General features: G+C 54.8%; 25 protein-coding genes and 3 pseudogenes. 15 read left to right on the top strand and 13 right to left on the bottom strand.

Annotated features, from left to right (window positions below; translation table 11 throughout):
- Positions 1-50: 50 nt before the first annotated feature.
- From ACA079_RS15980 to ACA079_RS15990, 3 genes are all read right to left on the bottom strand, one after another.
- Positions 51-203 carry a hypothetical protein gene (locus ACA079_RS15980; RefSeq protein WP_497699995.1) on the bottom strand — a complete coding sequence of 51 codons (153 nt, stop codon included), beginning with the start codon at positions 201-203 and terminating at the stop codon, positions 51-53.
- A gap of 189 nt (positions 204-392) precedes the next feature.
- Positions 393-491 (bottom strand): DUF4406 domain-containing protein, encoded by a 99-nt coding sequence (locus ACA079_RS15985; RefSeq protein WP_497699996.1) that lies wholly within the window; start codon positions 489-491, stop codon positions 393-395.
- Between the two features lie 91 nt (positions 492-582).
- Positions 583-744: a hypothetical protein gene (locus ACA079_RS15990; RefSeq protein WP_415769294.1), complete on the bottom strand. Its 162-nt coding sequence runs from the start codon at positions 742-744 to the stop codon at positions 583-585.
- A 140-nt stretch (positions 745-884) separates the two neighbouring features.
- Here ACA079_RS15990 and ACA079_RS15995 point away from each other — a divergent pair, with 140 nt between their 5' ends.
- From ACA079_RS15995 to ACA079_RS16005, 3 genes and pseudogenes are all read left to right on the top strand, one after another.
- Positions 885-1,064 carry a hypothetical protein gene (locus ACA079_RS15995; RefSeq protein WP_497699997.1) on the top strand — a complete coding sequence of 60 codons (180 nt, stop codon included), beginning with the start codon at positions 885-887 and terminating at the stop codon, positions 1,062-1,064.
- A gap of 1,795 nt (positions 1,065-2,859) precedes the next feature.
- Positions 2,860-3,054, top strand: a complete 195-nt coding sequence (locus ACA079_RS16000) for a helix-turn-helix domain-containing protein (RefSeq protein ID WP_497699998.1) — start codon at positions 2,860-2,862, stop codon at positions 3,052-3,054.
- Positions 3,055-3,109: 55 nt separating this feature from the next.
- Positions 3,110-3,229, top strand: a pseudogene (locus ACA079_RS16005) (LysR family transcriptional regulator); the annotation flags it as partial.
- Here ACA079_RS16005 and salA read toward each other — a convergent pair.
- The 9 genes and pseudogenes from salA to ACA079_RS16050 all read right to left on the bottom strand — a co-directional run.
- Positions 3,218-4,228 (bottom strand): annotated as a pseudogene (gene salA / locus ACA079_RS16010) (salicylate 1-monooxygenase); the annotation flags it as partial. The pseudogenes ACA079_RS16005 and salA sit on opposite strands and share 12 nt — an antisense overlap.
- Positions 4,229-4,277: 49 nt before the next feature.
- Complete coding sequence (locus tag ACA079_RS16015; RefSeq protein ID WP_497699999.1) at positions 4,278-4,634, bottom strand: hypothetical protein; 357 nt, start codon at positions 4,632-4,634, stop codon at positions 4,278-4,280.
- 57 nt (positions 4,635-4,691) lie between these two features.
- Positions 4,692-5,231 carry a hypothetical protein gene (locus ACA079_RS16020; protein WP_497700000.1) on the bottom strand — a complete coding sequence of 180 codons (540 nt, stop codon included), beginning with the start codon at positions 5,229-5,231 and terminating at the stop codon, positions 4,692-4,694.
- A 3-nt stretch (positions 5,232-5,234) separates the two neighbouring features.
- On the bottom strand, positions 5,235-5,444 hold the full coding sequence (locus tag ACA079_RS16025) for a hypothetical protein (RefSeq protein WP_497700001.1): 210 nt from the start codon (positions 5,442-5,444) through the stop codon (positions 5,235-5,237).
- 41 nt (positions 5,445-5,485) lie between these two features.
- Positions 5,486-6,553, bottom strand: a pseudogene (locus ACA079_RS16030) (type IV secretion protein Rhs); the annotation flags it as partial.
- A gap of 317 nt (positions 6,554-6,870) precedes the next feature.
- On the bottom strand, positions 6,871-7,461 hold the full coding sequence (locus ACA079_RS16035) for a suppressor of fused domain protein (protein WP_497700002.1): 591 nt from the start codon (positions 7,459-7,461) through the stop codon (positions 6,871-6,873).
- A gap of 1 nt (position 7,462) precedes the next feature.
- On the bottom strand, positions 7,463-8,602 hold the full coding sequence (locus tag ACA079_RS16040) for a GH-E family nuclease (RefSeq protein WP_497700003.1): 1,140 nt from the start codon (positions 8,600-8,602) through the stop codon (positions 7,463-7,465).
- Entirely contained in the window at positions 8,599-9,195 is a 597-nt protein-coding gene (locus ACA079_RS16045) for a DcrB-related protein (RefSeq protein WP_497700004.1), read from the bottom strand. Before ACA079_RS16045 ends, ACA079_RS16040 begins: the two co-directional genes overlap by 4 nt.
- A gap of 23 nt (positions 9,196-9,218) precedes the next feature.
- Positions 9,219-11,054 carry a type VI secretion system Vgr family protein gene (locus ACA079_RS16050; RefSeq protein WP_497700005.1) on the bottom strand — a complete coding sequence of 612 codons (1,836 nt, stop codon included), beginning with the start codon at positions 11,052-11,054 and terminating at the stop codon, positions 9,219-9,221.
- 700 nt (positions 11,055-11,754) lie between these two features.
- On the opposite strand from ACA079_RS16050, the gene ACA079_RS16055 reads away from it, so the two are divergent.
- From ACA079_RS16055 to ACA079_RS16075, 5 genes are all read left to right on the top strand, one after another.
- Positions 11,755-13,206: a polymorphic toxin type 46 domain-containing protein gene (locus ACA079_RS16055; protein WP_497700006.1), complete on the top strand. Its 1,452-nt coding sequence runs from the start codon at positions 11,755-11,757 to the stop codon at positions 13,204-13,206.
- Positions 13,206-13,508: an immunity protein Tsi6 family protein gene (locus tag ACA079_RS16060; protein ID WP_497700007.1), complete on the top strand. Its 303-nt coding sequence runs from the start codon at positions 13,206-13,208 to the stop codon at positions 13,506-13,508. Before ACA079_RS16055 ends, ACA079_RS16060 begins: the two co-directional genes overlap by 1 nt.
- Before the next feature lie 316 nt (positions 13,509-13,824).
- A complete protein-coding gene (locus ACA079_RS16065) occupies positions 13,825-14,385 on the top strand; it encodes a hypothetical protein (protein ID WP_497700008.1) in 561 nt (186 codons plus the stop codon).
- 11 nt (positions 14,386-14,396) lie between these two features.
- Positions 14,397-14,729, top strand: a complete 333-nt coding sequence (locus tag ACA079_RS16070) for a DUF7957 family protein (protein WP_497700009.1) — start codon at positions 14,397-14,399, stop codon at positions 14,727-14,729.
- A gap of 34 nt (positions 14,730-14,763) precedes the next feature.
- Positions 14,764-15,042 carry a DUF6966 domain-containing protein gene (locus ACA079_RS16075; protein ID WP_497700010.1) on the top strand — a complete coding sequence of 93 codons (279 nt, stop codon included), beginning with the start codon at positions 14,764-14,766 and terminating at the stop codon, positions 15,040-15,042.
- On the opposite strand, the gene ACA079_RS16080 is transcribed toward ACA079_RS16075, so the two are convergent.
- The gene (locus ACA079_RS16080) at positions 15,039-17,204 is read right to left on the bottom strand and encodes a M48 family metallopeptidase (RefSeq protein ID WP_497700011.1); all 2,166 of its coding nucleotides are present in this window, start codon (positions 17,202-17,204) and stop codon (positions 15,039-15,041) included. The two genes, ACA079_RS16075 and ACA079_RS16080, sit on opposite strands and share 4 nt — an antisense overlap.
- Before the next feature lie 704 nt (positions 17,205-17,908).
- Here ACA079_RS16080 and ACA079_RS16085 point away from each other — a divergent pair.
- The 7 genes from ACA079_RS16085 (at position 17,909) to tssH (ending at position 26,749) form a co-directional block, all read left to right on the top strand.
- On the top strand, positions 17,909-18,658 hold the full coding sequence (locus ACA079_RS16085) for a hypothetical protein (protein WP_497700012.1): 750 nt from the start codon (positions 17,909-17,911) through the stop codon (positions 18,656-18,658).
- Positions 18,659-18,728: 70 nt separating this feature from the next.
- Positions 18,729-19,262, top strand: coding sequence for a type VI secretion system contractile sheath small subunit (gene tssB, locus ACA079_RS16090; RefSeq protein ID WP_497700013.1), 534 nt, complete (start codon positions 18,729-18,731; stop codon positions 19,260-19,262).
- A gap of 10 nt (positions 19,263-19,272) precedes the next feature.
- Positions 19,273-20,775: a type VI secretion system contractile sheath large subunit gene (gene tssC, locus ACA079_RS16095; protein ID WP_059404744.1), complete on the top strand. Its 1,503-nt coding sequence runs from the start codon at positions 19,273-19,275 to the stop codon at positions 20,773-20,775.
- A 25-nt stretch (positions 20,776-20,800) separates the two neighbouring features.
- A complete protein-coding gene (gene tssE / locus ACA079_RS16100; protein ID WP_497700014.1) occupies positions 20,801-21,283 on the top strand; it encodes a type VI secretion system baseplate subunit TssE in 483 nt (160 codons plus the stop codon).
- On the top strand, positions 21,283-23,115 hold the full coding sequence (tssF, locus tag ACA079_RS16105; protein ID WP_497341710.1) for a type VI secretion system baseplate subunit TssF: 1,833 nt from the start codon (positions 21,283-21,285) through the stop codon (positions 23,113-23,115). The genes tssE and tssF overlap by 1 nt, the downstream gene beginning before the upstream one ends.
- Positions 23,079-24,149 (top strand): type VI secretion system baseplate subunit TssG, encoded by a 1,071-nt coding sequence (gene tssG / locus ACA079_RS16110; protein WP_497700015.1) that lies wholly within the window; start codon positions 23,079-23,081, stop codon positions 24,147-24,149. Before tssF ends, tssG begins: the two co-directional genes overlap by 37 nt.
- The gene (gene tssH / locus ACA079_RS16115; protein WP_497700016.1) at positions 24,146-26,749 is read left to right on the top strand and encodes a type VI secretion system ATPase TssH; all 2,604 of its coding nucleotides are present in this window, start codon (positions 24,146-24,148) and stop codon (positions 26,747-26,749) included. Before tssG ends, tssH begins: the two co-directional genes overlap by 4 nt.
- Positions 26,750-26,764: the final 15 nt, after the last annotated feature.

The following is a 26,764-nucleotide window of genomic DNA, read 5'->3' on the forward strand; positions in this document are numbered from 1 at the left end:
GCGACGAACTCCGCGACAGTGCGCGGCCCCATGCCACCGCAATAGGCGTTTCAGTTGTTGTCCCAGCAATTGATGGTGATCTTGCTTTGGGCGATCTGGTAGTTCGGAATGGACTCGGTCGAGGAGTCGCGCCGGCCGAAGTTCTCGAGGAACACTGTGATTGGATCGAGCTGGGGCTCGCCGGAGTTGACCAGCTTCGTCACTGTCGAGCGCTCAACCGCGCAAAATCATACTGGTGGTATTTGTGGCACCGCATCACTGGATGCACGACAGGTGAGTTGATGTCGGATACCTTCAGCGCAATAGGTGAGGGGGGCAGTCGATCTACTCGGCTCTCGCCGGTTTCCAGTCGGCAAACCCAACCTTTGACGTTTCGTCTTCGGGTTGATGATCTAGTGCCCGGCGGCGCGCAGGGTGCCGGCCATATCTTTGAAGGCTGTGAAATTGAAGTCAGCACAGCCGGTCATCGGGCCGCAGATGTAAATCATCATGCGGTTTCTGTAGGCACGGGACGTCCCATGCCGGGTCATGCCCGGGCTGTGGATTCGTTGAAGCGGAGTTATTCCTTCGGGTAGGACGCGGCTAGAGAGTCTCGCTGATCCGCTCATATTCGGATTCCAGCCAGGCCGCGCGGTCCCGAGCCTCCTCGATGGTCGAAAATGAATCCACGTTCTTTCCGCACTCAGTATCGACCGAGAACTTCGCGGTGCCATTGATAGAGCGATCGACAACTTGGAATTTCATGATGGGATCCTCAGGGTTGGAGCCGGATGGTTAGATAGCGCAAAGGTCGTTCGAGTCAGTGAGCTCAGAAAGCGGCTCTTCGACGTGCGACATAATGATGGGGGCGATGATTACGGCCTGGGTGGGAACAGGCGCTCGTCGTGGATGAAGTGCAATTCAGCGTGAGGGATCCGCCTGGCCAACAGGTGATGTTGACCAGCGGGATCAGTGGATCGTTCAAATGCGCTGTTTATTCCGTCGAGTCCGGCGAAAAAATCAATTGCAATGTCATGAGGATCTTTGCCGGCTGGCGTGATTCGTTGAAGTGGAGTATTGATTGAGTTCCGGGCGGTCGATCCGGTAACGGGAGTCGATATGAACTGGGTTGTAATGCTTACGAGTCCCGCTGGGCACACGTTTTATGGAGAGGCGATTGACAGCGATGGCTTTTGATATCGCTGTAAGACCGCCGAGCAGGCCGAAGTCTTTGAGACGAGGTCAGCCTCAGAGGCTTAGCTTCTATTGCTTTCGTCTAATGAGGGTGCTTCAGGGGTATTAGCTTGAGGCTGTTGAGGCTGTTGAGGCGCAGGGCGCGGAGAACAGTAGGTGAGGGCGGGGCAAGCTTCGTAGAATGCTGTGAAATTTAGCTCACCGTCGATTTCCAGCGTGTTTGAGCTCGTGGAAGCGCTCGAAGGTGTCGAACAGCGGCTGAGGGATGCGTGACATGAGTGGACCAAGATAGCGGGCGCGAAACTAGGCTGACTGCTAACTCAACTAAATAGATGTTTAGTTGAGTTGGCTGATGTTCTCCATATAGGACCTGTTAAGGTGCCTCTGGCGGTCGGTGGTGCATAGACTATCCTCAAACGCACAAATCACTTGTCAGGCATGACGCTTCATGACGCTCTGATGAGCACAAACCTAATTTAGCAGGGTGCCAAAAAATGGAGAAGCCCGTTGAAATTTGCACATTTGAGCTCGACGTTTTATTGATAGATAAGGAGAGGCACGCCTACCGAATCCGATGATTACTGTCGCTGTTGACAGTGAAACACGAGTGATAATAGGGGCAAACATTTCAACCGGCAAACCACACAGTTCGAATAACGATACGGACCTTTGAATTCCCAGACGAGCTAGACAAACCAAGGTTAACACGTAGGTTCAGTACCACTCTGTAAACTTGTTTTTTGACTTGTTAACTACCGTAGTTAACAAGTCAAAATTGTGGTTAACAACGGTACCGGACAGTCTTTTTACTAAGCTTTCTTCCAGCCCAACTCTGACAAGCTTCCAGGGTATCGGGTGGCAGTAAAACTCCATCCGCACGTAAATTAGCCGGTGTTGGGCTGTTCTGTGTAAAGCGATCCTTGAAATATGTGCACCAACTCCACGCTGAACGCTGCAGATTTCACACAGCGACGTGCTTGCAGGTGGATCTGTGGCGTAAGCAATGCCGTAAACGAGCGAGCTGGTCCCCAAAAAGCTCCTAATCAAACGAATAGGCGAATCCGCATACGGTGCGCGATCACGCTCGTCAAGGGCGACATTTCTGGATTCGCCGCTCATGACGTAAAATCACTCACGATGACGGTCACAAAGGCCGCGCCAGAGCCTGTAGCGCGCTGATGATTGCCGGACAAGTGATCTGTAAGCAAATCCGTGAACGTGAGGCGAAGGCTCGGGTTACTCGATTACTGCCAATTTTTTCACAATTGCTTCTGAGGATTTTCTTGAGGCTGGCTTGATCTCCAGCGCAAGTATTTCTGCGCAATATTCGCATTCTGTGTAGTAGATTCAGGAACAAGAAAAGTCGCACGGGCCGCACGGAATTGCCTCTGAAGCCTGCAGAAGTAAAATCTTTTCCTGGCAGCGAAGCACCCACGCAAGGGATTTAGTTCTCAAAATGAAAAGAGATTACTTCCGAGAACTTCAAAATCTGTGTGCAACCGGGCTAATCTCGAAATACCTTGTTACGTGTAATGTATATTATGTTAAATGATGTGTCAGGGCGGAACTTCTTCCAAAGGCTCTTTAGAGCAATCAATGGAATTGACCCGGCGTCAGCCTGCATCACTGCCAATGCTCGCATAGCTTGACCAGCTCATCGACCACATACCTGACCTTCGGCCGCAGATGGTATTGATCCAACCGGGAAATAGCGAGGGCAGCTGGATCAGCCAGTTGCTGGCTAGCGGCCTGAGCCTCGATCAGATTGAGGAAAGCCTGATTCAAGAGGCTATGCGGCAGGCCAAGCAGAACGTCTCCGGGGCCGCACGCCTACTTGGTCTAAGCCGACCTGCTTTGGACTATCGCCTGAAAAAAATCTGACTCGAGGGCTAGCTCGCGATCCTGTTCTGTAGCGCGATGCGCTACGGAATGAACTTTACTGCATGTCACCCAGCCAGCTATCAGCCGATCAATCAAGGATCTGGAGAGCGAATTAGGCCTGGCCCTGCTGCAGCGTTCCCACAGGGGAATGTCGCTCAATCTGTCAGGCGAGCGTTCGCCAACCCAACTGGACACGAGCCTCTTGAAGGTCGGACTGCATATCGTGATTCCACAACCAGTCGAAGCGCTCTGCGAGGGTTTTGCCCAGCAGTTGTTCGTCATCGGCTACAGCTGGATCACGCAGTTCATAAAGCTCCCCGGCTTCCCACGAGGTACGCTGCACACGACAGGCACGGGGACGACGGATTGCGTCGTAAGCCGCGAGAACCGCTTGTGGCTGGCTGTCCAGGACCTGCGGATCAGCCAGCAATCGCGCCAGAAGCCAGGCATCTTCCAACCCCTGACCTGCGCCAGCGCCCTGGTGCGGCAACATGGCATGCGCTGCATCGCCGATCAGACCCACGCGGCCGTGCACGTAGCCTGGCAACTCATCGAGTTCATGCAGAGCCCAAAGGGTGGGTGCCGGAATGCATTCGAGCAGCACCCGTGCAGCGTCTCCCCAATGATTGAAGGCAGAGAGCATTTCTTCCTGGCTGGCATTGCGCACCCATGGAGAATCGCTTGGCCAGGTTGGATCAGGGCGACTGCGATCGGAAATGAAGGCCACTACGTTGATAAGCCGGCCTTGTTTAACGGGGAATGTCAGGATATGTGCATCAAGACCCAAGTACATCTGCGGGACGTCGACCAAGTGCTCATCAACACCCCGAGCCCGGTAGGCTGCACGCAGTTGCTGGCTGTCGATCATCCCACGGTAGGCGCAAGTACCACTGAAACGCGGTGCCACCAGGGGGTGGCCAAGTCCGTTGAGAACATGATCACGAATCGATGACTTGATACCGTCGGCGGCGATCAACAGGTCGCAGCGATGCTCAGTGCCATCGGTGAACACTACGCGAGCCTGCTCGGCTTCCTGCTCCACACTGACAGCGCGCTTGCCGAACTGGGCGATCCCTTCGGGCGACTGACTGGCCAGAGCATCGAGGAAGTCAGCACGGTGTACCGAAGACTGCCCTACCCCTTCGGCCAGGCTTGCGCCCAGATAGCCGGCATCTTCAATTAACTTACACGAAACGCCATATTCCCACCGAGTCAGGGATCATTTAATCTTTAAAATCATCATTCTCAAGATAGTACAATGCCGCTTCTAAATACGCTTCTAAATCCGGCTTAATCACTCGCTTATCAGCGATAGCTTTGATATCTAGCATAGTCGGACACTCAACAAATGTACGTTTAGACTTTTCGAAAAAAATCTCTTCCGCATCATCTTCCGCAACATAAAAAACTGCGGAGCGTACAGAGTGCTTTGACGCTCTATCTATTGTATAATCGACGAACAACCACCCCACATTGGGTAAGTGATCAACATTAGCCAACAGATCAGAAAAGCCTTTATACTCCTTCATAATATTCTCATATTTTGTCCAGGCAGCACCATCACCTAATATTTCGTTCACCCGACCGGGCCTGCCGCGTTGCTGGCTCCCTAGATAGCGGGGTTAATTGCGCCTTCTTCAACCACTCCGCTCAACTTCCCGAAAAATAAGGCCTTTAAGACCATTTGATTCAACTGCATCCTTGAACACTTGACTGACATATAGCACTTGCGGGCTTTCAGAAACTCGGAATATTTCGCCCCTGTAATTGTCGGGAGTTTTTAATACGGCTGTATATACCACATAACCATTCTCCCCTTTATCATAATCAGATTTTTCAAAATCAAAAACATTTAATAGTAACTCGGAAATGTATAGTGTCACGTCATTTTCACGTGGCCCAGATATCTTAACGCGAGGGAAAACCTGCAAAAAACCAAGCTCTTCATATGCTTTTTCCGAGACCACTAGGATAGGTCTGAAAAACGTATAAAAATCAGAACGCGCTGACTTTTTTTTATCATCACTGTTATACACAACGCTATATTTTTTATTATCAGCCTTTAAGCTGGCATCACCGTACGCTAGCTTTGAAGCGAAGTCTTGCAAACCGTCCACTTGATCCACATCAATCAAAGTTTTGTATTTGTCATCTTGCGTTATCGAATAAATCTTCATAAATCACCCAAATAATCTGGACCACTGCGCATCGCGCGGGCTCGAAAGTAATGTATTACGAATTCTATCAATGGTTTTCAAGACCATCGGTTTACCACCGGCCTTATCTGCACTAATAGTGAGTTGGTTAACACTCTCAAAATAAGAATTTGGATGTTTACCATTATGCAATATTCCTGACATAGCGGAATCAGCATTATTACGGTTAGGCAAAAATACTCCATTGACCGCATCGTCGACATGAATATCATGCTTTCCATGTCGCTGATGAGCTGGCCGTCGAGGTTGAGTTGGTGCAGGTGGCCGCTGCCGTAATACAGGTGATTCAGGTGTTGGCCAGTGGGCAGGGTCAGTGTGGTCAGGTTACTCAGCGGATCGTAGTCGTAGGACAAGGCGCCTTGCGGCGTGGTCTCTTTGATCAGGCGGCCCAGCAGGTCGTAGGCGAAATCGAGTTTCTCTTCGCTGACGCCGAGTTTTTTGCCGTGGGCGGTGGGCAGACGCTCGATGGTCAGCAAGCGGTCTGCGTCGTCGTAGGTGTAGTCCTGGCGGGCGTCGGCGTTGAGTTTGGCCAGCAGGCGGCCAATGGCATCGCGCTCGAATTCGGTACTGCGTTGTGGGCGTTCGGCGCGTTCGCAGTAGCCGATTTCGTCAACCCGCGTCAGGTGCCCGCCCAGGTTGTAGCTGAGCCGACGGGTCAGGTTGTCGATGCGTTTTTCTTCGATCAAGCGATCGGACGCGTCGTAGGCAAACTGGTAGGCGGCGTTGTTCTCGTTGACCAGCGCGGTCAGGCGAATGGCCTGGTCGTATTCGTAGCGAATGCGCTGGCCTTTGGCGTCCTGGCGGCTGCTCGGCAGGCCGCGGGCGGTGCGCAGCAGGCGCGTGGTCTGGCCTTTGCCGTCGGTGTGCGTCAGCACTTGGCCGAGGGCGTTGTAGGTAAACGACTCGGCGCTGCCGTCCGGGTGCTGGATGCGCAGCACTTCGCCGTCGGGTTTGCGTTCCAGGGTGGTGGTCTGGTTCAGGGCGTCGGTGACGGCGACCAGGTGATGGCGTTCGTCGAAACGGTAATGGGTGTTTTTGCCCGAGCAATCCTGGAAACGTTCGATCTGGGCCAGGGTGTTCCACCACAGGTATTTGGATTTTTGGGTGGCGTCGATGAGGGTGTGCGGCAGGCCGTCATCGCTGTTGAGGTATTCGGTTTTGTTGCCCAACGCGTCGACTTCGGCGATGAGGTTGCCCTTGGCGCTTCCGGCCATAAAAGTCGTCTCAGTGACCCGCGTGGTACTGAGGTGATTCTGTATTTATTTTTTGCGACCCAGTGGATCGGGTCTTTTCTATCAAACGGTACATGAAAAGTCGCCGAACTTTAACGCGAGCTTTTTGCTAGATTTAGGTTCTTCCATATGGATATTTGGCGCAGCAGGCTCGCGATACCTTCTATCCGAGACAGCGACAATAATTTGAGATTGAAATGCCTGAAAACTTCACAGGCACCCCCCTAATTCTTAAAGAAAATTAGCCCCCATTAAAACAAAAAACTTTCAAAACCAGCCCGAAACCAATTAGTATTTTAAGTGAGTGACAACAGTGCAACCGCAACAGCTAATACAAGCACCTTCACAGGAATCACAAAATTATTAACTTAAACAACTGAAGATCTCCCCCTATCAAATATGTTGACTTCCTGGGCAGATAGCAATTCTTCAAAAGCCTCATCACCATTCTCATATATAAAGTTTTTCTCAGACTCAGATATAGCCAAGCACTGCAGCCAATTTATCCTCAATTCCGAAAAAATTAGTTCTGGAAAGCTTCCCTCCCCCCATAAAAATGGAGCTGTCAGATAAATATGGGGCAAATTTACTTCGGGAAAATACTCGCCAATGATATTTTCAATCACATCGCCAGGCATTACACCTTTTCCGATTCTCTGAATATAAAAAGCGGTCGAAACAACGATATTTAGCCAGTGTTCTTCGTCTGCAGGTGCACCAGCACAAAGTTCAACTCGAGTTAGAAACTCTGTACCATCTGGATTAAATAAAGGTGTCTCGGACAAACCAACGGTCCCCATCGCAATCAAACCATCGTCTAGATCATCCGCGACAGTTAAAAGCTCCAACGAAAGAGTTTTGTTGTCGTTGTAGTAGTTATTAATATCAAAATTTTTACCAAAAATAGATAACACATGCTTTACAACGGCTTTACGTTGAAGGCTTGGCACTCTCTTCATCTCAATCCCCTAAATAGTAATCAGCCCGCGTATTTTCGCCTAAATGGCTTCGATTAGAAGAGGGCAATTCAGGCCTGTAGTGCTCCACCTTATTATACTCGTCTAAAAATTGCTTTCTACTAATACCTCGCGCTTCCGCGCTTCTGACGTGCTTCCAATTTTCGTATCCAGGCTTGTGCCCCATATCCCAAGGCTCAGCTTTATTCATGGGAGTTTGCTTCAACGGATCTCTGACGATACCATCCGGGCTCTCAGACTTGGCGTTCTCCCAAACCTTATCGCGTACGCCTGATCTGAACTTCCCTCGATTATAAAGCGTTTTAGACCAAGTAGAAGGCTGATCGTTGGCAGTTTTAGCGGCAACCTTTACATTCCCAAGATTTGACCCAAACCCTTGACTCGTTATCTTATATGTTCTATCGAACGCAATTCCTCGTTTCGCGCCAAGACCTCCACCGATGAAACCACCAACGAAAGATGAGATTTTTTGGCCATCACCGCCTTCACCAAACAATTCCCCCCCAACGTACGAACCAACTTTCGCACCGAAAAGCCCGCCCAAAAACCCAAACGCCACAACTACAGGCCCGGCGAGAACCACCGCACTTGCTAATCCAACGATCAAAACTGCATTTTCTAACCACTCTGGCACTTCCGGACTAATATCGTCCGTGGTCTCGGTCCCACCGCCAATAAAAACGTTACTAGAGCCTGCACTAATCTTACCGTCACAGACGGTTCTATCTCCAACGCGCGCGGCAGGTTGACCGTTGATGTACACCGAGTCACTACCTTGAGCCAAAATCTGGGGCGCCGGGCCATGTTGCGTGCAAACCGCCGTATCAACATGGGCCCTTGCTGCGGCTTTCCCGTTGATAAAAACGTTTCCTGAACCGCTTTTGATCTGACCTGCGTTGTGAGTTGCAAAGGATAAACTGCCAAGCAATTGACCGATGCCAGCACCAGTCGCTGCACCGGCACCAACCATGGCACCTAATGCGATTGCACCAAAACCTCCGGTCCCTACGATAGCGATACCAATCAGCACGGCACCTGCGCCAATCGCAAGACCAGTCAGCAGGCCTCCCAATGCGCTGGAGTGTTCTATCGGATCATCTAAGCGCGCAGCCGCCTGGGTCATTCCGGCGCAATCTCTTTAGCGTCAGCCTCAATGTCAGGCGGGTAGCGCAATTCAAGTGTTTCTATCAAGGAATCAAAGGCTTGTCGCTCTTCGATCGTCATGCCTTTCGGATTGTTACTGGTCCCCGTAATTTGCATGAGCAATCCTTGCTGGTGTTCGTCGTGATGGATAAATATCAATTGCAACTGGTGAACAGGTTGCCCCTGCTGCCTCCAGCGAAACTCAACTCGGCGGGCATCCAGCCCCGCCACTTGAACAGGGGTGACAGGTTCAATCCATTCGAGGTGTGACAAGGATTTCTTCAACTCACCCAGTAACTGCTGAGCCAGGCTTTCAAGATCTGCACCCACTTCAATTGGCGAACGTCCAACCACAAACGAAAAAGGACTTGGTCCCATATCCGTCATGGTGAACACATGAAATGTTTTGTCTTTAAGGTGGGACGGGCGGACAAAACTCAGTTCGTTGGTATGAAAGCGCTCAGGCGGCGGTGGAGGCGCATTGAGTGCGTCTTCTTTTAAGCGTTCTTCTTCGAGTCGTTGCTCCTCACGAATCCGTTTCTCTGAAATACGATCGTAAATACTGGTTCGCATACGGCAGTCCTTTTTCCGTCAGCTTATTTGTTCAGGTTGATGATGGTTTTGCCTTCCACATCGACCACGATGCCGGACAACGTAATTGTCCCATCCTGGTTCATGACCAGCTTACTGGCGCCCACTTCCAAAGTGATGGAAGTCGCTGCCTTGATCTTCACTTCACCTTTATCGACAGTGACGTAGTACGACCCATCTTCAACAGCAATGCTGGTCTCAAGCTTGATCGTTTCCGAGTGCTTGCCCTCCACGTTAATCTGGCGATTTCCACCGACTTTGTGGGTTTCATCAGCCTCGATTTCGGTGTCCATGTTGCGCTCAGCGTGGACAATCACTTGCTCGGCACCGGCCTTGTCTTCAAAGCGGAAGAAGTTGGCGTTGCCACCTTTGCCCTTCATCGACCGCGTCAAAAACCCGCTCTGCGTCTTGTTCGCCGGCAGCGACCACGGTGGCGTGTTCTGGCTGTTGTAGAGGCTGCCCATGATCAGCGGGCGGTCGGGGTTGCCGTCCAGAAAGACCACGACAACTTCATCGCCGACACGTGGAATGAGGATGCTGCCGAAGCCGCCGCTGGCGCCCGATTGAGCCACGCGAACCCAGCACGAACTCTTGTCGTTGTGCTCGCCTTTGCGGTCCCAGTGGAACTGCACTTTCACGCGGCCGAGTTCATCGGTGAAGATTTCCTCGCCCGGCGGGCCGACAACGATGGCAGTTTGCGGGCCGGAAATGGTCGGGCGCGGTGTGGTCAGTTGAGGGCGGAACACGATCTTTTTGCGCACGCAGGAGAAGGTGTTGTAGTAACTCGCCTGGTACCCGTTGAGGTAGTTGTTGTGACCTTCGCTTTCGACGCTCATCAGCAGGAACTGGCGATCGTCGGGTGAGCCTTGATCGTGGTCGTAATGCTGCAGCAGTTCGAAGGTGTAGCCGGGTTTCATCGCGCGGCAGTTGCTGGCGCCTTGAAAGCTTTTGCCTTTCAGCTCCAGCGCTTCAACGCGCAACCGGACCAGCGCCTCGCCTTCGTCGTAAGTGCCGTGGGTGTACTGGCCGGGGAAGTCGTAGATCTCGAAATCTTCGACATCGCCCTGCTTGTTCAGGCTCTTCATGGTGACTGGCAAGCGATTGGTTGGCTGGCGGTAATCGAAGGTCTGGACAGCGATCTTGCCGGACTGCAATTGGCGGTTGCCGCTCCATTGGGTAATGGAGTCCGCGGTCTCGGTGACCGAAGCGGTGTGATAGCGAATCTGTGGCTGCTCGGGCAACGGCACCAGCGTGGTGGAGTCGTCGCAGATGATCATGACGTGGCCTTCGGCAGTGTGCTCGAAGTAGTAGAACATCCCCTCTTCTTCCAGCAGGCGCTGGACGAAGTTGAAGTCGGTTTCGCGGTATTGGGTGATGTAGGTGTACTTTTTGAGCGGCTTGCTCAGGCGGAATTCATGTCGGGAAAACGCGGTGCATAAGGCGAACACCTGAGTCACTACGTCTTCGACGGTGCAGCCCTGGAAGATGCGGGTGTCGAAACGGTTTTTCAGCATCGAGAACCAGGGGTTCAGCGTCGCGGTGTAGCGGGCCATGCCGCCGTCACTGCCGATACTGGCGAAGCGTGTCAGGAAACCCGACAGATACCGTGGGCCCGCCTCGGCCAGTTCGATCTCCAGCACCACGTGCTGGCCCATCATCGACTTGAGCTCAACCTCCGAATCCTGGCACACCAGCAGCAATTCGAAGTTGTAGGCACGTGACAGACCTTCAGTTCCCTTGAAGGACTCAAGCAATAATTGCTGGTCGGGATTGGCAAGGTTCGTGAATTTGAACAGGCGCCGATTCTGCGGCGAAAGCATTGCGGCAAGGTCCATCAACATGTGTATCTCCTTGAAAGCAGTGGAAACGCTACCGTCCTCGCCAGCCACTGCGCATAACGAATCTGACAAGAGGGTCGAAACCCGACTGCAACATCATGGATCAGGGAAACAACCCGCCGCCTTGTGAGATTGCGGACCTAAATACCTGAAACTTTGTATGAAACTGCCTACAAACTTTTACCCGTCATACTTTTGAGACCGTAGAAGATTTCTGAAAACGGGATTCAAAGTCTGGTACTGCGACCGCGGAGCAGTGCGAAAGTGCCACTAATCACGCAAAATTGAGAGAACGGTCACAGTCTCAGCGGCATAACGGCGCTTCGAAAGCGGCAAAGGAAACACCTTCGCCCTGCACCGTGTCAACCCGGAACCGGCCTTGCACGGCGATCTCCTGACGCGAACTCGTCCATCAGGAAAGCTTGAAAAATATTTATGAGCCCATTCAGCACGGCAGAAACGCCTGTATATCAACGAGGAACGGGAATTAGGTGCTATTAAAAAGCAACTAGTGCCTCATTGACATCATTGCCGAGTGTAACGTGAATAATAAAAATGGGATCCACATTGAATTTTATTACCCGTAGTGCGGTCTAGACTGCGGCTAATGGCCAGTACTTCGGCTCACGCCTAGAGTCGAATATCCGACACTTCAAACGTAGCGACAGGGAAGCTTCTTCCACCCAAGGACAGTGATGTGTAAATGGATCTTTTAGCGAATGTGCCCAGCTGGGCCGACGTCGAACGAAATCTCGATCAGAAATTCAGCGAACTGAACCAGGGCGTCAATGAGGGCTTGCAAAGCGCTCACGACAACTGGAACGGCTTCACCCGTCGCGTCAGTAACGGTCCGAGTCAAGTCTATGGCTACATGGGCGGGCACCGGATCGATGCGGTGGGTCGTGCCATGACGCTCTCCTACCCGATCATCCAGATGGACCTCAAGCGCAAGTGGGCCTCGATCGAAATCGAGCAGATCCTCCCTGTGCTGCTGCAGCTGGTCAAAGAAGTCTCAATGATTCTGGGCGGTAGCGTTGCGGTCGGCACCATCGTCGGGGGCGCAGCGGGTGCCTTCGCATTTGGCGTCGGGGCTGGCCCTGGAGCCATAGTGGGCGGGGGAATTGGTTTACAAGTCGGTAACCTGATTCTTATGGGCCTGGGTTTGTCTGCCATCGCCGAATATTTTTACCAAGGCCTACCCGCCTGCCTATCTACATTGCAAGAAGGTATCGCCACGGCCTGGCACTCGGAAGAAGGCGTCAAACCTGCCGGCCTGGACCCTACTGGTGGTTCTGCCGCATTGGTGCAGGAACGTATCGAACGAGCGGCGCGACAACTGGCTCGCGGGCAAGAGCAATTGGTGTTGCTGCTGCTCACTGCCATCGTCACCTACCTGACACGCGGCCAGGTGAAAGCCGGTGTCGTGGGCAGCATGGAAAGCATTGCGACGCGTAGCGCGAAGCTTCAAGCGGAGATATCGAACAAGCAGTTGGCAAGCTGGTTGGCGCGAAATGAGCAGAAGTTGTTGGCTCAAGCCGAGTTGCAAGTGAAGGAGCCGACGCCGTTGGCGAAGGCCGAGCCGGAACCGCCGATACTTCGCGAAAGCCCTGCAAAGCAAGCGACAAGCAAGCCAACCAACGATGCGGTACCAGACTCAACCCGCCGCGATTATTTGAACAAAAAATTTGGCCGAACTGGAGACGTTGGCAAAGACATTTTCATAAGAGGGAACAAGGAAACAGCGACGAACTTCTTCGAAACAATGGGTTACGAGCGCGAGAATTATCGTTCATACATGAACGGCCTTAATTTTGCAGAACCAGTCAGAGTCGAGACAATCAACGCCGGCAAACAGCTTTGGCAGTATCAGGTACCTGGAGGGAGACAGGGTTTATGGTACTCTCTGACTCCGAAAGTGGTGCCGTCTCAACTCGGAATCAACCCCTTGGGGACGATTTATAAAACCGAAACTGTCGTGCCTAAAATTGTGAACGTTTACCAGACCACTGAAAAAATCACCGTACTACGAAGCACCTCAGCGCCCGCTTTGGACAACTGGTCCGTTCCCTCTAAGCCATTTCAAACATTAGGAGGAGCAAGACAAATGACCTCCGATCAGATGAACCTCTTTAAACTCATTAGCCCAGGTGAATAATGAAGCCAACTACACCACTTGAATACATCAATAAAGCTCTTATGCTGGCTATTGACAGACGTAGCAGCTGCCCTCAATTCCCCGTTTACACCTTGGTAATAGACCAGCTCAACTATGTAAAGTCAGTATTCGATGGCTCTGAGCCGGACCAATCCAGACTCCACGACCTTACGATTGGCGCAATAGGATCCAAGGAGTTTGAAGATACCGACTACGAACTTGCTCGGGCGTTAATGGATGTCTATTACATAGCCGAGCAGAAAGCAAATGGATTGAAAATCAGATTACCCGGAGAGCGTTAAAAAATATACTGCTCCGCGTGGACGCGAAGCATTCATACACCAAATATTTCACGCGACAGTGATGAACTCTCAAATTAGTGCTCATGACGTCTGTGTCCGGGAACATAGCACAACTCTCATTATCCAGAACTGGACAGATCGCTGGGGGTTTGCCTGAAGAATTGGGTCTATCTGATTGCAGGGTCGGAGCATATCCGAGACTTGACGAAAAGTTGTTCGAACATGCCCTCTTAACGATGATGTGGACGTGGCGATTGCAAGGGCCCACGAGACCGCCCGCCCATGGAAAGATCGAAAACCTCATCGAGTTTATTCTATGGTCAAATTACTACGCCGCCTGAAAAAACTCTTCGCGCAAAGTGCTGCTCCTAGAAGTGCAGCCATTGGACCACCGGAAGAATCTGAAACTCTTTCAATTGAGACTGGTAGACCACTTTCCCAAGTAGAAAAAAACCTGTCCTGGATTCCAATCAATAGAGAGCCCAACGTTCTTATATTGCTAGCACCGCCAGCCTGCCCGAACCTGATACTTGTTAATGCGTTATTGCTACAACGCTATCGCTCCTTCGTCGCCGAAGCAGAGCAACCCGGCTTACGACCAGAGTCAAAAACATTCGCGGATGAGGGAAGCCAATTAGCTCGCGAGCTACATGATCGAGCAGTAGATCTCGCTTATTCGCGAGGAACAGATTCCTCATGGGAAATCTATTGGCTCATGCAATGCGCAGCCATCATCTCGCTATTTGCATTTGGGCGGGAATCGGCACAATTTCTCGAATATAGAAAAGACGTTCATTCCCATAACAGCTCCGCCATCGCGAGAGAACAGGTTCAACTGTTCGATGATTATGTGAATTCGCGCAGTGATGCCTGGTGATGACGAAAACGATGCACCGCATCGACAACGGAACCCTATGGATAGCAGATCAACCTATCCACCTGCCTCACTCCGTCAAAGAGGCCCTTCAACACAACAACAGGCTCTTGATTCTGGTAGAGCCTGCGCCCGATGTGATTTTCAATAGAAACGTCTTCGCACTGTCGATGCACGGTGAATTGCTCTGGCAAATCGAAGAAAGCCCGCATGGCACGGAAGTCGACAAGCCCTACGTGAACCTCTACTGCGACAAAGATGCGGTGATTGCCGGGAACTGGAATGGCCTCAGCTACTTGGTCGATTTGCACAACGGCACTGTCAGCGTTACTGCTTTTGAAAAATAGAACGCCGTTCGTTCAATGGCAAAGGACTGTCAATATGAAAAACATCAGCAAAATCTCCTCGATCATCGTCCAAACGACCGACTTTCTGCGCAAGTTCGGCCGCCCTGAATGGGCGGACAAACTCGAAGAATGCAGAGTTGCCCTGCCCCACGACACCGCGTTTGCGTTATCTCAAATCGTTTCGCTGTACGGTGGATCAGGCTCGATCAACGACATCGTTCTGTATGAGCAGGCAAAACCCTTGTTGGACGAGAACAACGAACTGCATGCGCTGCTTTCAGAACTCTATGACGTTTGCGTGAGTCGCCATTAACTCACTTGCTCAAACCGCTGCTGCAACAAATGCCGCGCCGTCCCTGCGTTCAGGTAGGTGCCAATCAGTTCCGCCAGCTCCTTCTCCTTGAGTTTTTTATCGTCACGACAGAACTGCATCAGCTGCAACTGGACCCAGCGTTTTTTCTTGTCGAGCTTCACATCAGGGGCAAAGAACGAGCGCGAGGCCAGTTCTGGCAGGGGCGCGTCGTCTTCGAGCAATAGGTTCAAATGCACCCCCTGCCCCACTCGCAGGCCGAAATCGGCGACGTGTTGTATCGGCAGCGGCTGCGTGAGGTTGGCGAACACGAATTGATCGGGGGTCAGCAGTAACGCGGTCTTGTCCGCTCGCATGAGCATGCGCAGCGAGAACGGCAGCAGGCACGCCATCAGGAAAGCGAGCGCGCCGCCCGTCACCAGTATCAAGCCCTTCTTGCTCCCTACAGCCTCCGGAAACAGCAGCGGCCACATCAGTAGCCCCAGGCCCAGCAACATCAGCATGCCGAAGACAACAAGAGTGATCCAGCCGCGCCAGCGTGCACCTTCGTGTAGCCGGACTTCTTCTGTGGCTTGACTGGCATGGGTGCGCAACTCTTCGACTGCAGCCGCGTCTTGTGTCACGTAGTGGCCGAGAAAATCCTCGGTAACGCGGGTGCGCAATGCCTGGGGATCGGCAAAATACTGATCCATTGCGGCGCAGGCTTGTGCTGCAAGGATGGGTCGGGTGCCGCGGCTCACGGCCTCTTCGACCGTTATCTGCAACGACGCCACGCGCTCGCCATTGGAGAGGTGAGTGTCCGACGGGTGCGGCAGCCGGGTTTCCATTTCTTCGTCAGGCAAGGTCAGTGACAGAACCGCCAATTCATGCAATACGCTGGTCGGCAGGTCGCGGGTCAGGTCATGTTCCGCCGGGTGGGTCGCATGACCAACATGCGTAGCCACGCGCTCCTGCAACAGTGGGTCGATGGCAGAGATGCGCACCAACGCCGACGCGGCGGCGATATTTCCGGCCAACTTTGCGCCTGCAGCGTCCGCAGCCAGTTCCCGTACGCGGCTCCAGTGGTTCACCGCGTGATCGAAACTTTCCATGAAGTACATGCCGAGCATGAAGGCCGGACGCAAGATCGAGCGTTGCAGCAGGTCGCTTTCCAGCATGGTTCCGGCAATCAGGCCCAGGCTGCGGCCGATGCCGTCGTAGATCGGCAGGAAGCGCAGGCTGTATTCGGTGTCGTCGCCAGCGAAATGCGCCAGTTCGTGCCCGATCACCGCGCTGGTTTCCGCAGTGTCGAGCAACCCCAGGTACATGATCGGTATGTGCAGGGTTCGGCCTTTGAGCGCGGTGCCCGAGGGCAGCAGATCGACGTCGCTGGACGTTACATAGAAGCCTTCGGTCATGCCAAGGACAATGTGTTCAGGTGTCAGTGCGCCGAGTTGATCCGCCAGATCGCGAACATAAGCCCACAGCGACGGCGCTTGTTCTGGTGTGACCACCTGGCCGAGCACAGGCATTGGCGTCGACTCAAACATGCGCAGCATGACGCGCAGTTGCTTGCCCATCTGCCAGATCGAATACAGACAGCCCAGCATCACTGCCAGGGCGATGCCCATCAGCTTGAATTCACCGGTAGACATCTTCCCAACGTGCCAAATCCCCAGCGCTTCGAAGCCCAGGATGGCCGCGACCGCCGCGCCGATGGCGACGATATGGCCCACTAGAAGGTAAGGCAGAGTCCGGCTCACTTTAGTGAAGGTGCGCAGCAGTTGTTCACGGGACTGACTCGCGTGTGATCCGGCCCAACTGAGCCAGAGCAGGCCCATTACACCAGCCAGCGAGGCCACCAGACCAAGGACGACGACACCTTTGGCCAGAACGGTCATCACCGCACTCAGCGGTTGTAAGGTGTTCAGCACATCTTCTGCTTCAGCAAGACGGAACAAGGCCACCTCTACACTCACCAGTTCATCGTCGAGATTGACCGTGATCGAACGAGAGTCCGGTTCCGCGGCCAGCGTTTCAAGCTGGGGACGAAGTTCGATAAGGTCAGCGTTGGTCCGGGCGAGTTCCATGTCGGTCTCACTGCTGCGTTGCAGCTCCCAGATGCCAAACAAACCAAGGCAAAGCGGGAGGAGAATGAGGACGGCAATGAGTTTTAAACTTTTCATGAGGCATAGGCCCAATAAATGCGCCGCTCTACTGTCCTTAGCGAGCGCAAAATCCATTTAACAAACGCCCGAAGGCCTTTGCGCATTTGCACAGCCGACGCGAAAGTTCCTGGGACGTATTGTGCTGATCGCGTTATACAGCGATCCCAACCCTATGTAACCCCGCAATGCCGTCCTACAAACAGATCAACGAGATAACCTTTCCTTATTCCAAATACTCTGCGTTGCCATCACTTCCCTGCGCAACAATCGTCACTTTCCCCCATTCACATTTTTCACTGGTGCTAAATAAACCTGTATTTGGTGAACCGCTTCACCTTTTTTCAATTTAATTTTATTTGAAAAATGGATCCACAATCCGTCTCAAACCATTGAACCTGCTGGGTTTCAGACCGCTCTGTCAAACAGATCCACCGTCTAATGGCAAGCGGACATCATTGCGGCATGTATCAAAAACGAGAAAAAATCCTTTCCTGACTGAACTTTTCCGTACGAGATGTTGCCATATACGACGTTGCTGGCCACTCGACATCCATATGCCAGCACCGTGTTCCTACAAATTCCTGGCGATGTGCATTTTCGATGTAGAAACATCGGCCATCGCACTTTGTGAACAGGTGCTCAATTGAGAAATTCGTAGCTCTTCACGTTCTCCCGTGGATATTCCGGGAAGCGGTCGTGAAGAGTTCAAGGACGATATACCGATGACTCAGACGTTTGACGTTGAAGCACTGATCAAATTGCGAAGCCAGACCCGGGCCATTTCCGATGCGCTCAAGGCGCAGGCTTCGGACTATCTGTCGACCCTCGCATTGCTGATCCGTCCGCAGACGTTTTTCGGTGAATACCTGCAAGGCGCGCAACGCAGCAGCGGCCGCGAAACCCAGCACCACTTCAAGGAGTTCAAGGAACTCTATGACCGCATCGGGTCGGCAGCGCCCTTTCAGCTGGTCAATGAACTGGAAGTGCCTCTCAACCTGATCGGTACGACACCGGAATTGTTTCCGCTGGAGTACGACAAGGTGCTCTCGCAAAGCGGCCAGACCATCCGCATCACCAGCCCCGTGCGCTGGGTGGTAGGTTTCAACTCTTTCGACCTGGCGCGCTTTCGCACAGTCATCAAAGACCCCAATCGCAGCAGCGCCGAGCTATACCGCTTCGTCGTGCACTACCTGGTGTTGTTCTACTGCTTGAGCCAGTCACCCGGTTTGGGTCGACTGTTTGGCGGCCTGCGCTTCCCCCTCAGTTTCGAACGCCTCAAAGACTTTGGCGACCTGCCCTTTTGCGTCATCGGCTCACCGGTGCGCTCCCAATTGCCGGACGAATCGGTTATCCGCAGCAGCACCCAGATCGCCGGCAATACCAGCTTCGAAGAGTTGGTGGGGCACGAAAACATTATTGAAATGAACGATGAAATCCGTCAGCGCCTTCTGCTGACGCTCGAAGGAATGTAACGCGCCCGGCCACCCGTTGCGCCGGAACGCAAATGACTTGCAGTGAATTTGTTCGCACCAGGAGATCACGATGGCGAAGAAGGAAAGTACCCAGCACAAACTCGACCGCGTTCGCGCGCCTCGGGTCCATATCACCTACGACGTGGATATCGGTGACGCTCAGGAAAAGAAAGAGCTGCCCTTTGTCGTCGGTGTGCTGGGCGATTTCTCCGGCAACCCGCTGGAGCCGCTGCCGAAGCTCAAGGACCGCAAGTTCATTTTCATCGACCGCGACAACTTCAACGGCGTGCTCAAGGGCATCAAGCCGCGCCTGAGTTATCGGGTCGACAACACGCTGGCCAGGAACGGCACGCAGTTGGGCGTCGAGCTCAACTTCAACGCCCTCGAAGACTTCGAGCCGCAGAACGTGGTGAAGCAGGTCGAGCCGCTGCGCAAGCTGCTGGAAGTACGCAACAAGCTGGCTGATCTGCGCAACAAAATGGGCGGCAACGACAAGCTCGAAGAGCTGCTCATGGACGTGTTGCAGAACACCGAAAAGTTGAAAACGCTGGGCAAGGAATTCGGCCGCGAAGCCGCCGTTCCAGCCACCGATAGCAAAGAGTAGGAGCCTGAAGATGAACGATAAGCAAACCGTGACTCAACAGGACGGCGATCTGGTTGAAGTGGAAAACTTCGCCCCGCAATCCTCGCTGCTCGACAGCATCATTTCGCAAAGCCGTGTGGCGCGCTCCGAGACTGAGCGCACCCGCACACGTGATTTGATCGGCGAACTGGTCAGCCAGGTGCTCGAAGGCGAAATGACGCCGAGCAAGGACCTGATTGCCGTGCTCGATGCGCGCATCGCCGAAATCGACGCGATGCTCTCCGAGCAGATGAACGAAATCATGCATGCTCGCGAATTCCAGCAACTGGAAGCGTCGTGGCGTGGCCTGAAGTATCAGGTGGACCAGACCGAAACCAGCACCACGCTGAAGATTCACCTGCTCAATGCGTCGAAGAAAGACCTGGTGCGCGACCTCAAGTCCGCCTCCGAATTCGACCAGAGCGCGCTGTTCAAAAAGATCTACGAAGAAGAATACGGCACCTTCGGTGGTGCACCGTTCGGCATGTTGCTGGGTGATTACGAGTTCAATCGCAGCCCCGAAGACATGTACCTGCTCGAAGAGATTTCCCATGTCGCCGCCGCGGCCCACGCCCCGTTCATCTCGGCGGCCTCGCCTGAGCTGTTCGGCTGGGACTCGTTTACCGACATGTCCGGCCCACGGGACCTCGCGAAGATTTTCGACACCGTCGAATACGCCAAGTGGAAGTCGTTCCGCGCCTCCGAAGACTCGCGTTATGTCGGCCTGACCCTGCCGCACGTGCTGGGTCGCCTGCCTTACGGTCCGGATACCACGCCAGTTGAAGAATTCAACTTCGTGGAAAGCGTCGATGGCCGCGACCACAACAAGTACCTGTGGATGAACGCCGCCTACGCGTTGGGCACTCGGGTCACCGACGCGTTCTCGCGTTACGGCTGGTGCGTGGCGATTCGCGGTGTCGAGGGTGGCGGTCTGGTTGAAGGCCTGCCGACTCACACGTTCAAAACCGATGACGGCGAAATCGCCCTCAAGTGCCCGACCGAAATCGCCATCACCGACCGTCGTGAAAAAGAGCTGTCGGACCTTGGCTTCATTCCGCTGGTGCACTGCAAAGGCACCGACTACGCCGCGTTCTTCGGCACTCAGTCGGCGCAGAAACAGAAGCACTACAACACCGACATCGCCAACGCCAACGCCCGGCTTTCCGCGCAGCTGCAATACATCTTCGCCACGTCGCGCATCGCGCACTACATGAAGGCGATCATGCGCGACAAGATCGGCAGCTTCGCGTCCCGCAAGGACGTCGAGATGTTCCTCAACAAGTGGCTGTCGAGCTATGTGCTGCTGGATGACACCGCCAGCCAGGAAGCCAAGGCCAAGTTCCCGTTGCGCGAAGCGCGAGCCGAAGTGTTCGAGGTTCCCGGCAAACCAGGTGTGTACAAGGCCGTGACGTACCTGCGTCCGCATTACCAACTGGACGAGCTGACCGCTTCGTTGCGCCTGGTCGCCGAATTGCCGCAATCGACTCGCGGTTGATCCACACCACTGCCAGGAAGGCAATATGAGTAGTCAACACAAGCTGTTGCCATCGTTGCTGGATCGATTGCTGGACGATCATCCGCATCAATCCATGGAAACCTCATCGCAACGCTTGTGTTCGCTGGCCGATTACAAGGCCAGCATCGTTCGCGACCTGGAGGTGCTGGTCAACACGCGCCAGTCCCTGGTCGCCAACGAGCTGGAGGGTTTCGTCAATTTGAGCGGAACCATCCTCGACTACGGCATGCCGGATTTCACCAGTCGCAGCGTGCTTGATCCACAAGACCGCCTGTTGATTCAACGACAACTGGAGAAAGCGATCACCGTCGGCGATCGACGGTTTCGCAGCGTAAAAGTCCAACTGCTCGCCCAACAAACCGGCCAACGCATGCTGACCTTCCGCGTGGACGCAGTACTGCGCCTGCAGGACATCACCCGTCAGGTTTCCTTCGACGCGGTGCTGCAGGTCAACACCCAGGAATACAAAGTGCAGAACCTCAACTGATGCTCGACGATCTGCTGCCCTATTACGAAAAGGAACTGTCGCACCTGCGCTTTTTAGGGCAGGAGTTCGCGAGCCAGTACCCGAAGATTGCTTCGCGGCTGCTCATCGAGGGCGATAACTGCGAAGACCCGCATACCGAGCGCTTGATCGAAGCGTTCTCGTTCCTGTCGGCTCGCGTGCACAAAAAACTCGACGATGAGCTGCCGGAAATCGTCGAGTCGTTTCTCGAAGTGTTGTACCCGCATTACCTGCGCCCTACCCCGTCGATGTCGATCGTCGAGTTCAACCTGGGCAAGCAGGAAAAGGTCACCGAAGCCTTCCGCGTCGCCCGCCACACCGAACTCAGCGCCAACCCGATTGATGGCGTGGTGTGCAAATTCCGCACTTGCTACCCGGTTGAACTGTGGCCGGTGGCAGTGCATCAAGCGTCGTTCATTGAAATGGAACGCTCGGCGTTCAACGGTCATAGCGCTGACTTGGTCGCGCGCCTGCGCATCGGCCTGACGGCGACCTCCGATGTGTTGTTCGGCAAGATGGAACTGGACAGCCTGCGTTTTTTCCTCGACGGCGAAAGCACCCTGATGCTGCAGCTCTATGAGCTGCTGTTCAACAACCTGGCCAAGGCTACGTTGTCGTTCGAGGATGAGGGGCGAACCCGCGAGATCACGCTGCCAGCGAACGCGCTGAAAGCCGTCGGTTATGGTCGCGATGAAGGCTTGGTGGATTATTCGGAGCGCTCGTTCCTGGGTTATCGCTTGCTGCACGAGTACTTCACCTTCCCGGACAAGTTCATGTTCTTCGACCTGTCGGGTTTTGCGCGGCTGTTAGCGGGCAAGAACCTCGAGAAAATCGAGATCAACTTCTACTTTTCCGATTACGACCTGAGTGACCGCCTGGCGCGCCTGACGCAGAACATCGGGCGCAATAACTTCAAGCTCAACTGCACGCCGATCATCAATCTGTTCCGCCAACAGGCAGAGCCGATCAAGTTGACCCACGCCCAGCACGAGTATGCCGTGACGCCGGATGTGCGCCTGCAAGGCTCGGCGGAAGTGGTGTCGATCGATCGTGTGCGGCGGGTGCGAAAAGTCGGCGGTGTCGATCAGGTCGGCACCTGTCATCCGTTCTTCGAACCGCGTGGCGATCAGGGTCCCGGTCAAAGTTTCTGGATAGCGCGACGGCGTCCGGTGCAGTCGCGCCAGCGCGATGGCTCGGACGTGTTTATCCGGGTGGTGGATCGCGAACTGGAGCTGATCAACTCCAGCAACGACACCTTGAGCCTGCGCCTGACCTGCAGCAATCGCGACCTGCCCTTGATGCTGCCGTTCGGCGGTGAGCGCGGAGACTTCAACATCCCCGGCAACTCGGTGATCCAGGACATCCGCTGCTTGCGCAAACCCACCGCAACCGCGCGCGTGCCGCTGGGTAACGGGGTGATCTGGCGGCTTATTTCGCACCTCTCGCTCAACCACATGTCGCTGGTGTCCCAGGGGCGCGAAGTGCTGCTGGAGCTGCTGTCGCTCTACAACTACCGCAACGTGTCGGCGCTGCGCAAACAGATCAACGGCATTGTCTCGGTCAGCAGCGAGCCGGTGGTGGCACGCATCGGCCATCCGCGTCCGAACTTTGTCCGAGGCGTCGGCATCACCCTGAATTTCGATGAAAGCCAATACACCGGCAGCGGTGTGTTTTTGTTCGGCATGGTGCTCGACCACTTCTTTGGCCAGTACTGCACCATGAACAGTTTTACCCAATTAACCCTTCGCACCTTGCAGCGCGAAAAGAGAGTCGTCCAATGGCCACCGCGAACCGGCGATCAACCCCTGGTCTGATCGCTCAGGCACGGGCTGAGCCGCACCGATTCGAGTTTTTCCAATTGGTGCGTTTGCTCCGCCTGCATTACAGCAGAACCGGGCGCATGGACCTGGACACTCGACCGCACGAAGACCCTTTGCGTTTTCGCTCGCAGCTGTCGCTGAACTTCCCTGCGAGTGAAGTCAGCGACTTGCAGTTTGAGCGTGAAGGCAAGGTGTCCGCGGCAGGTTTGCCCCTGTCTGAAGTGCAAGTCACGTTCATGGGACTGGTCGGGCCGTCCGGCGTGTTGCCGCGTCCCTACACCGAGTTGTTGATCGAGCGGCATATCCAGCACCGCGATGATGCGGCCCACGCCTTCCTCGATATGTTCTCGCATCGCATGACCACGCTGTTCTACGAGGCCTGGCAGAAATACAAGTTCTACATCGAATACGAACGCAACGGCACCTCGGATTTCGATCGCTACCTGCTAAACCTGGTGGGTTTCGGGCCTGAGGCGCAGAAGCAGAAATTCGACAAGCAAGGCTCACCACTGCGGCGCGAATTGTTCAGCTATTTCTCCGGCCTGTTTGCCCAGAAGCCGCGCAACTCGCTGAACCTTGAAGTGATGCTGTCCTTCTATTTTTCGCTGCCATTCAAGGTCAAGCCATTTGCCGGACGCTGGCTGAAACTCGACGCCAGCCAATGCACGCAATTGGGCCGCAAAAACGCCGTGCTCGGGCAAAGCGCAGTCGCCGGTAACCGGGTCTGGGATTACCAATCGTGCGTGCGCATCGAGCTGGGTCCGCTGGACCTGGTCGACTATCAGCGCTTCCAGCCAGGCACCGTCGACTACCAGAAACTGGTGGAGCTAGTGCGGTTCTACGTCGGCGCCGAACTGGACTTCCAGTTGTCACCCCGGCTCAAACCCGAAGCAATCCCCGTGGCCCGCCTTGGTCGCCAGGGCAACGTTGCACTGGGCTGGCAAGGCTGGCTCAAACGCCCCGGCGTCGACGTGGAACCTTCCCGTTGCGCCCTCTTCCACATTCCTTTTGATGGGGTCTCCCTGTGAACCTGAAGTCCCTGTTTGCCAAACTGAACGACACCAGCCGCACCGCCACCGAAAGTGCTGCGGCCTTGTGCCTGTCGGAACAGCATTACGACGTCGAGATCGAGCACCTGTTATTGCAGTTGCTCGACAGCAACGACAACGACCTGCCGGCCATTCTGCGTCACTACGATGTGGTGCCGGATCGCCTGCAGGCTCAGTTGGTGACCGCGCTGGGGACCTTCAAAAAAGGCAACACCCGCACGCCTGCACTGTCGCCGCACATTACGCGAATGATCGAGCAAGCCTGGGTGCTGGCCTCTATCGAGTTCGGGCAAGGGCAGATTCGCACCGGTTATCTGTTGCAAGCATTGCTGGATGACAACGAGCTGCGCCGGGTAGTGATCGCGTCCGCCCCCGAGCTGGAAAAAATCAATGCCGACGACCTGCGGGTCAACCTCGGTGCGCTGGTCGAAGGCAGCGCAGAATCGCAGCAAGCCAAGCCGTTGGCGGGTGCGGACGTCGCTGTGCGCAGTACGGTTAAAGGCAACGGCAAGACCCCGGCTCTCGATCAATACACCATCAACCTGACGCAAAGTGCGCGCGAAGGCCGGATTGATCCAGTGCTGGGACGTGAGTTCGAGGTTCGACAGATGGTCGACATCCTCACCCGCCGCCGCCAGAACAACCCGATCCTGACCGGTGAAGCCGGCGTGGGTAAAACCGCAGTGGTTGAAGGCCTGGCGCTGCGCATCATCCAGGGTGATGTGCCGTCGGTGCTTAAAGACGTGGCCATCCACACCCTGGACCTGGGCTTGCTCCAGGCCGGTGCCGGGGTGAAAGGCGAGTTTGAAAGCCGCCTCAAGTCGGTCATCGAAGAAACCAAGCGCAGCCTGCACCCGATCATCCTGTTCATCGACGAAGCCCACACCCTGATCGGCTCCGGTGGCCAGGCCGGGCAAAACGACGCAGCCAACCTGCTCAAGCCAGCCTTGGCCCGAGGCGAATTGCGCACCATCGCGGCGACCACGTGGGCCGAGTACAAGAAGTACTTCGAGAAAGATGCCGCCCTGGCACGTCGCTTCCAGGTGGTGAAGGTCGAAGAGCCGGACGAAGACAAGGCGATCCACATGCTTCGCGGCCTGCTGGCCAAGATGCAGGATCACCACAAAGTCACGGTGATGGACGAAGCACTGGTGCAAGCCGTGCGTCTGTCCAACCGCTACATCACCGGGCGCCAGTTGCCGGACAAGGCCGTCAGCGTATTGGACACCGCCTGCGCGCGGGTTGCCCTCGGCCAATCGTCGCAGCCGGGGCCGCTGGAAGACTGCAAAAGAACCATCGACAACCTTCAGGCTGAAATCACGGTGCTGCAGCAAGAAGCCGCCAAAGGCAGCGACCATGCCCGGCGCCTGGCGACCCTGAACACCGAGTTGCAGGCGCAGCAGCATACCCGCGATGCCCTGGAGCAACAGTGGCAACGCGAGTTGGAACTGGTGGCAAAACTCGGCGCGCTCAGCCATCCGGACAACCAGGCACCCGATGTACGGGAGATTGCTGCGGTACGCGCCGAACTGACCAGCGTCCAGGGTGAACAACCGCTGGTCCATGCCCTGGTGGATGGCGGCACCATTGGCGAAGTGATCTCCGGCTGGACCGGCATCCCGTTGGGCAAAATGCTCCGTGACGAAATCGATACCGTCCAGCGCCTGCCCGCGCTGCTGGGCGAACGGGTACTCGGACAAGATCACGCCCTGCAGGAAATCGGCAAGCGCATCAAGGTATCCCGCGCACGCATGGAAGACCCGAACAAGCCGATCGGGGTGTTCCTGTTGCTCGGCCCGAGCGGTGTCGGCAAGACCGAAACCGCGCTGGCCCTGGCCGACACCCTGTACGGCGGCGAACGTAACCTGATCACCATCAACATGTCCGAGTACCAGGAAGCCCACACGGTATCGAGCCTCAAGGGTTCGCCACCGGGTTACGTCGGTTATGGCGAAGGCGGCGTGCTGACCGAAGCCGTGCGGCGCAAGCCTTACAGCGTGGTGCTGCTGGATGAAGTGGAAAAAGCCCACCCGGACGTGCTCGAACTGTTTTTCCAGGTGTTCGATAAAGGTGTGCTGGATGACGGTGAAGGCCGGGAGATCAACTTTCGCAACACGGTGATCATCCTCACCTCCAACACCGGCACCGATCGCATCATGCAGTGGTGCCTGAATGCCGAGCAGCAACCGACGCCGGAAGACATCGTCGAAGGCCTGCGCGACGAGTTGAACCAGGTGTTCAAACCGGCGTTCCTCGGCCGCCTGACGATCGTCCCGTACTACCCGGTCAAGGACGCCATTCTGGAGCGCATCGTCGCGCTCAAACTCGAGCGCATCCGCAAGCGTTTCGAGCGCAACCATCAAGCCGTCCTGAGCTACGACGAAGCACTGGTCAAAGCCATTGCCTCGCGCTGCACCGAAGTCGACAGCGGCGCCCGCAACATCGACAACATCCTGTCGAAAACCCTGATGCCGGAACTGGCGCAACGGGTCCTGGAGCGGATGGCGCAGGACAAGCCGATCCAGAGTTTGAACATCGCGTTGGGCAGCGACGGCGATTTCGCCTACAGCCTGTGCTGAATGAGTATTTAAAGG

The organism is Pseudomonas sp. LBUM1645 (assembly GCF_059716185.1).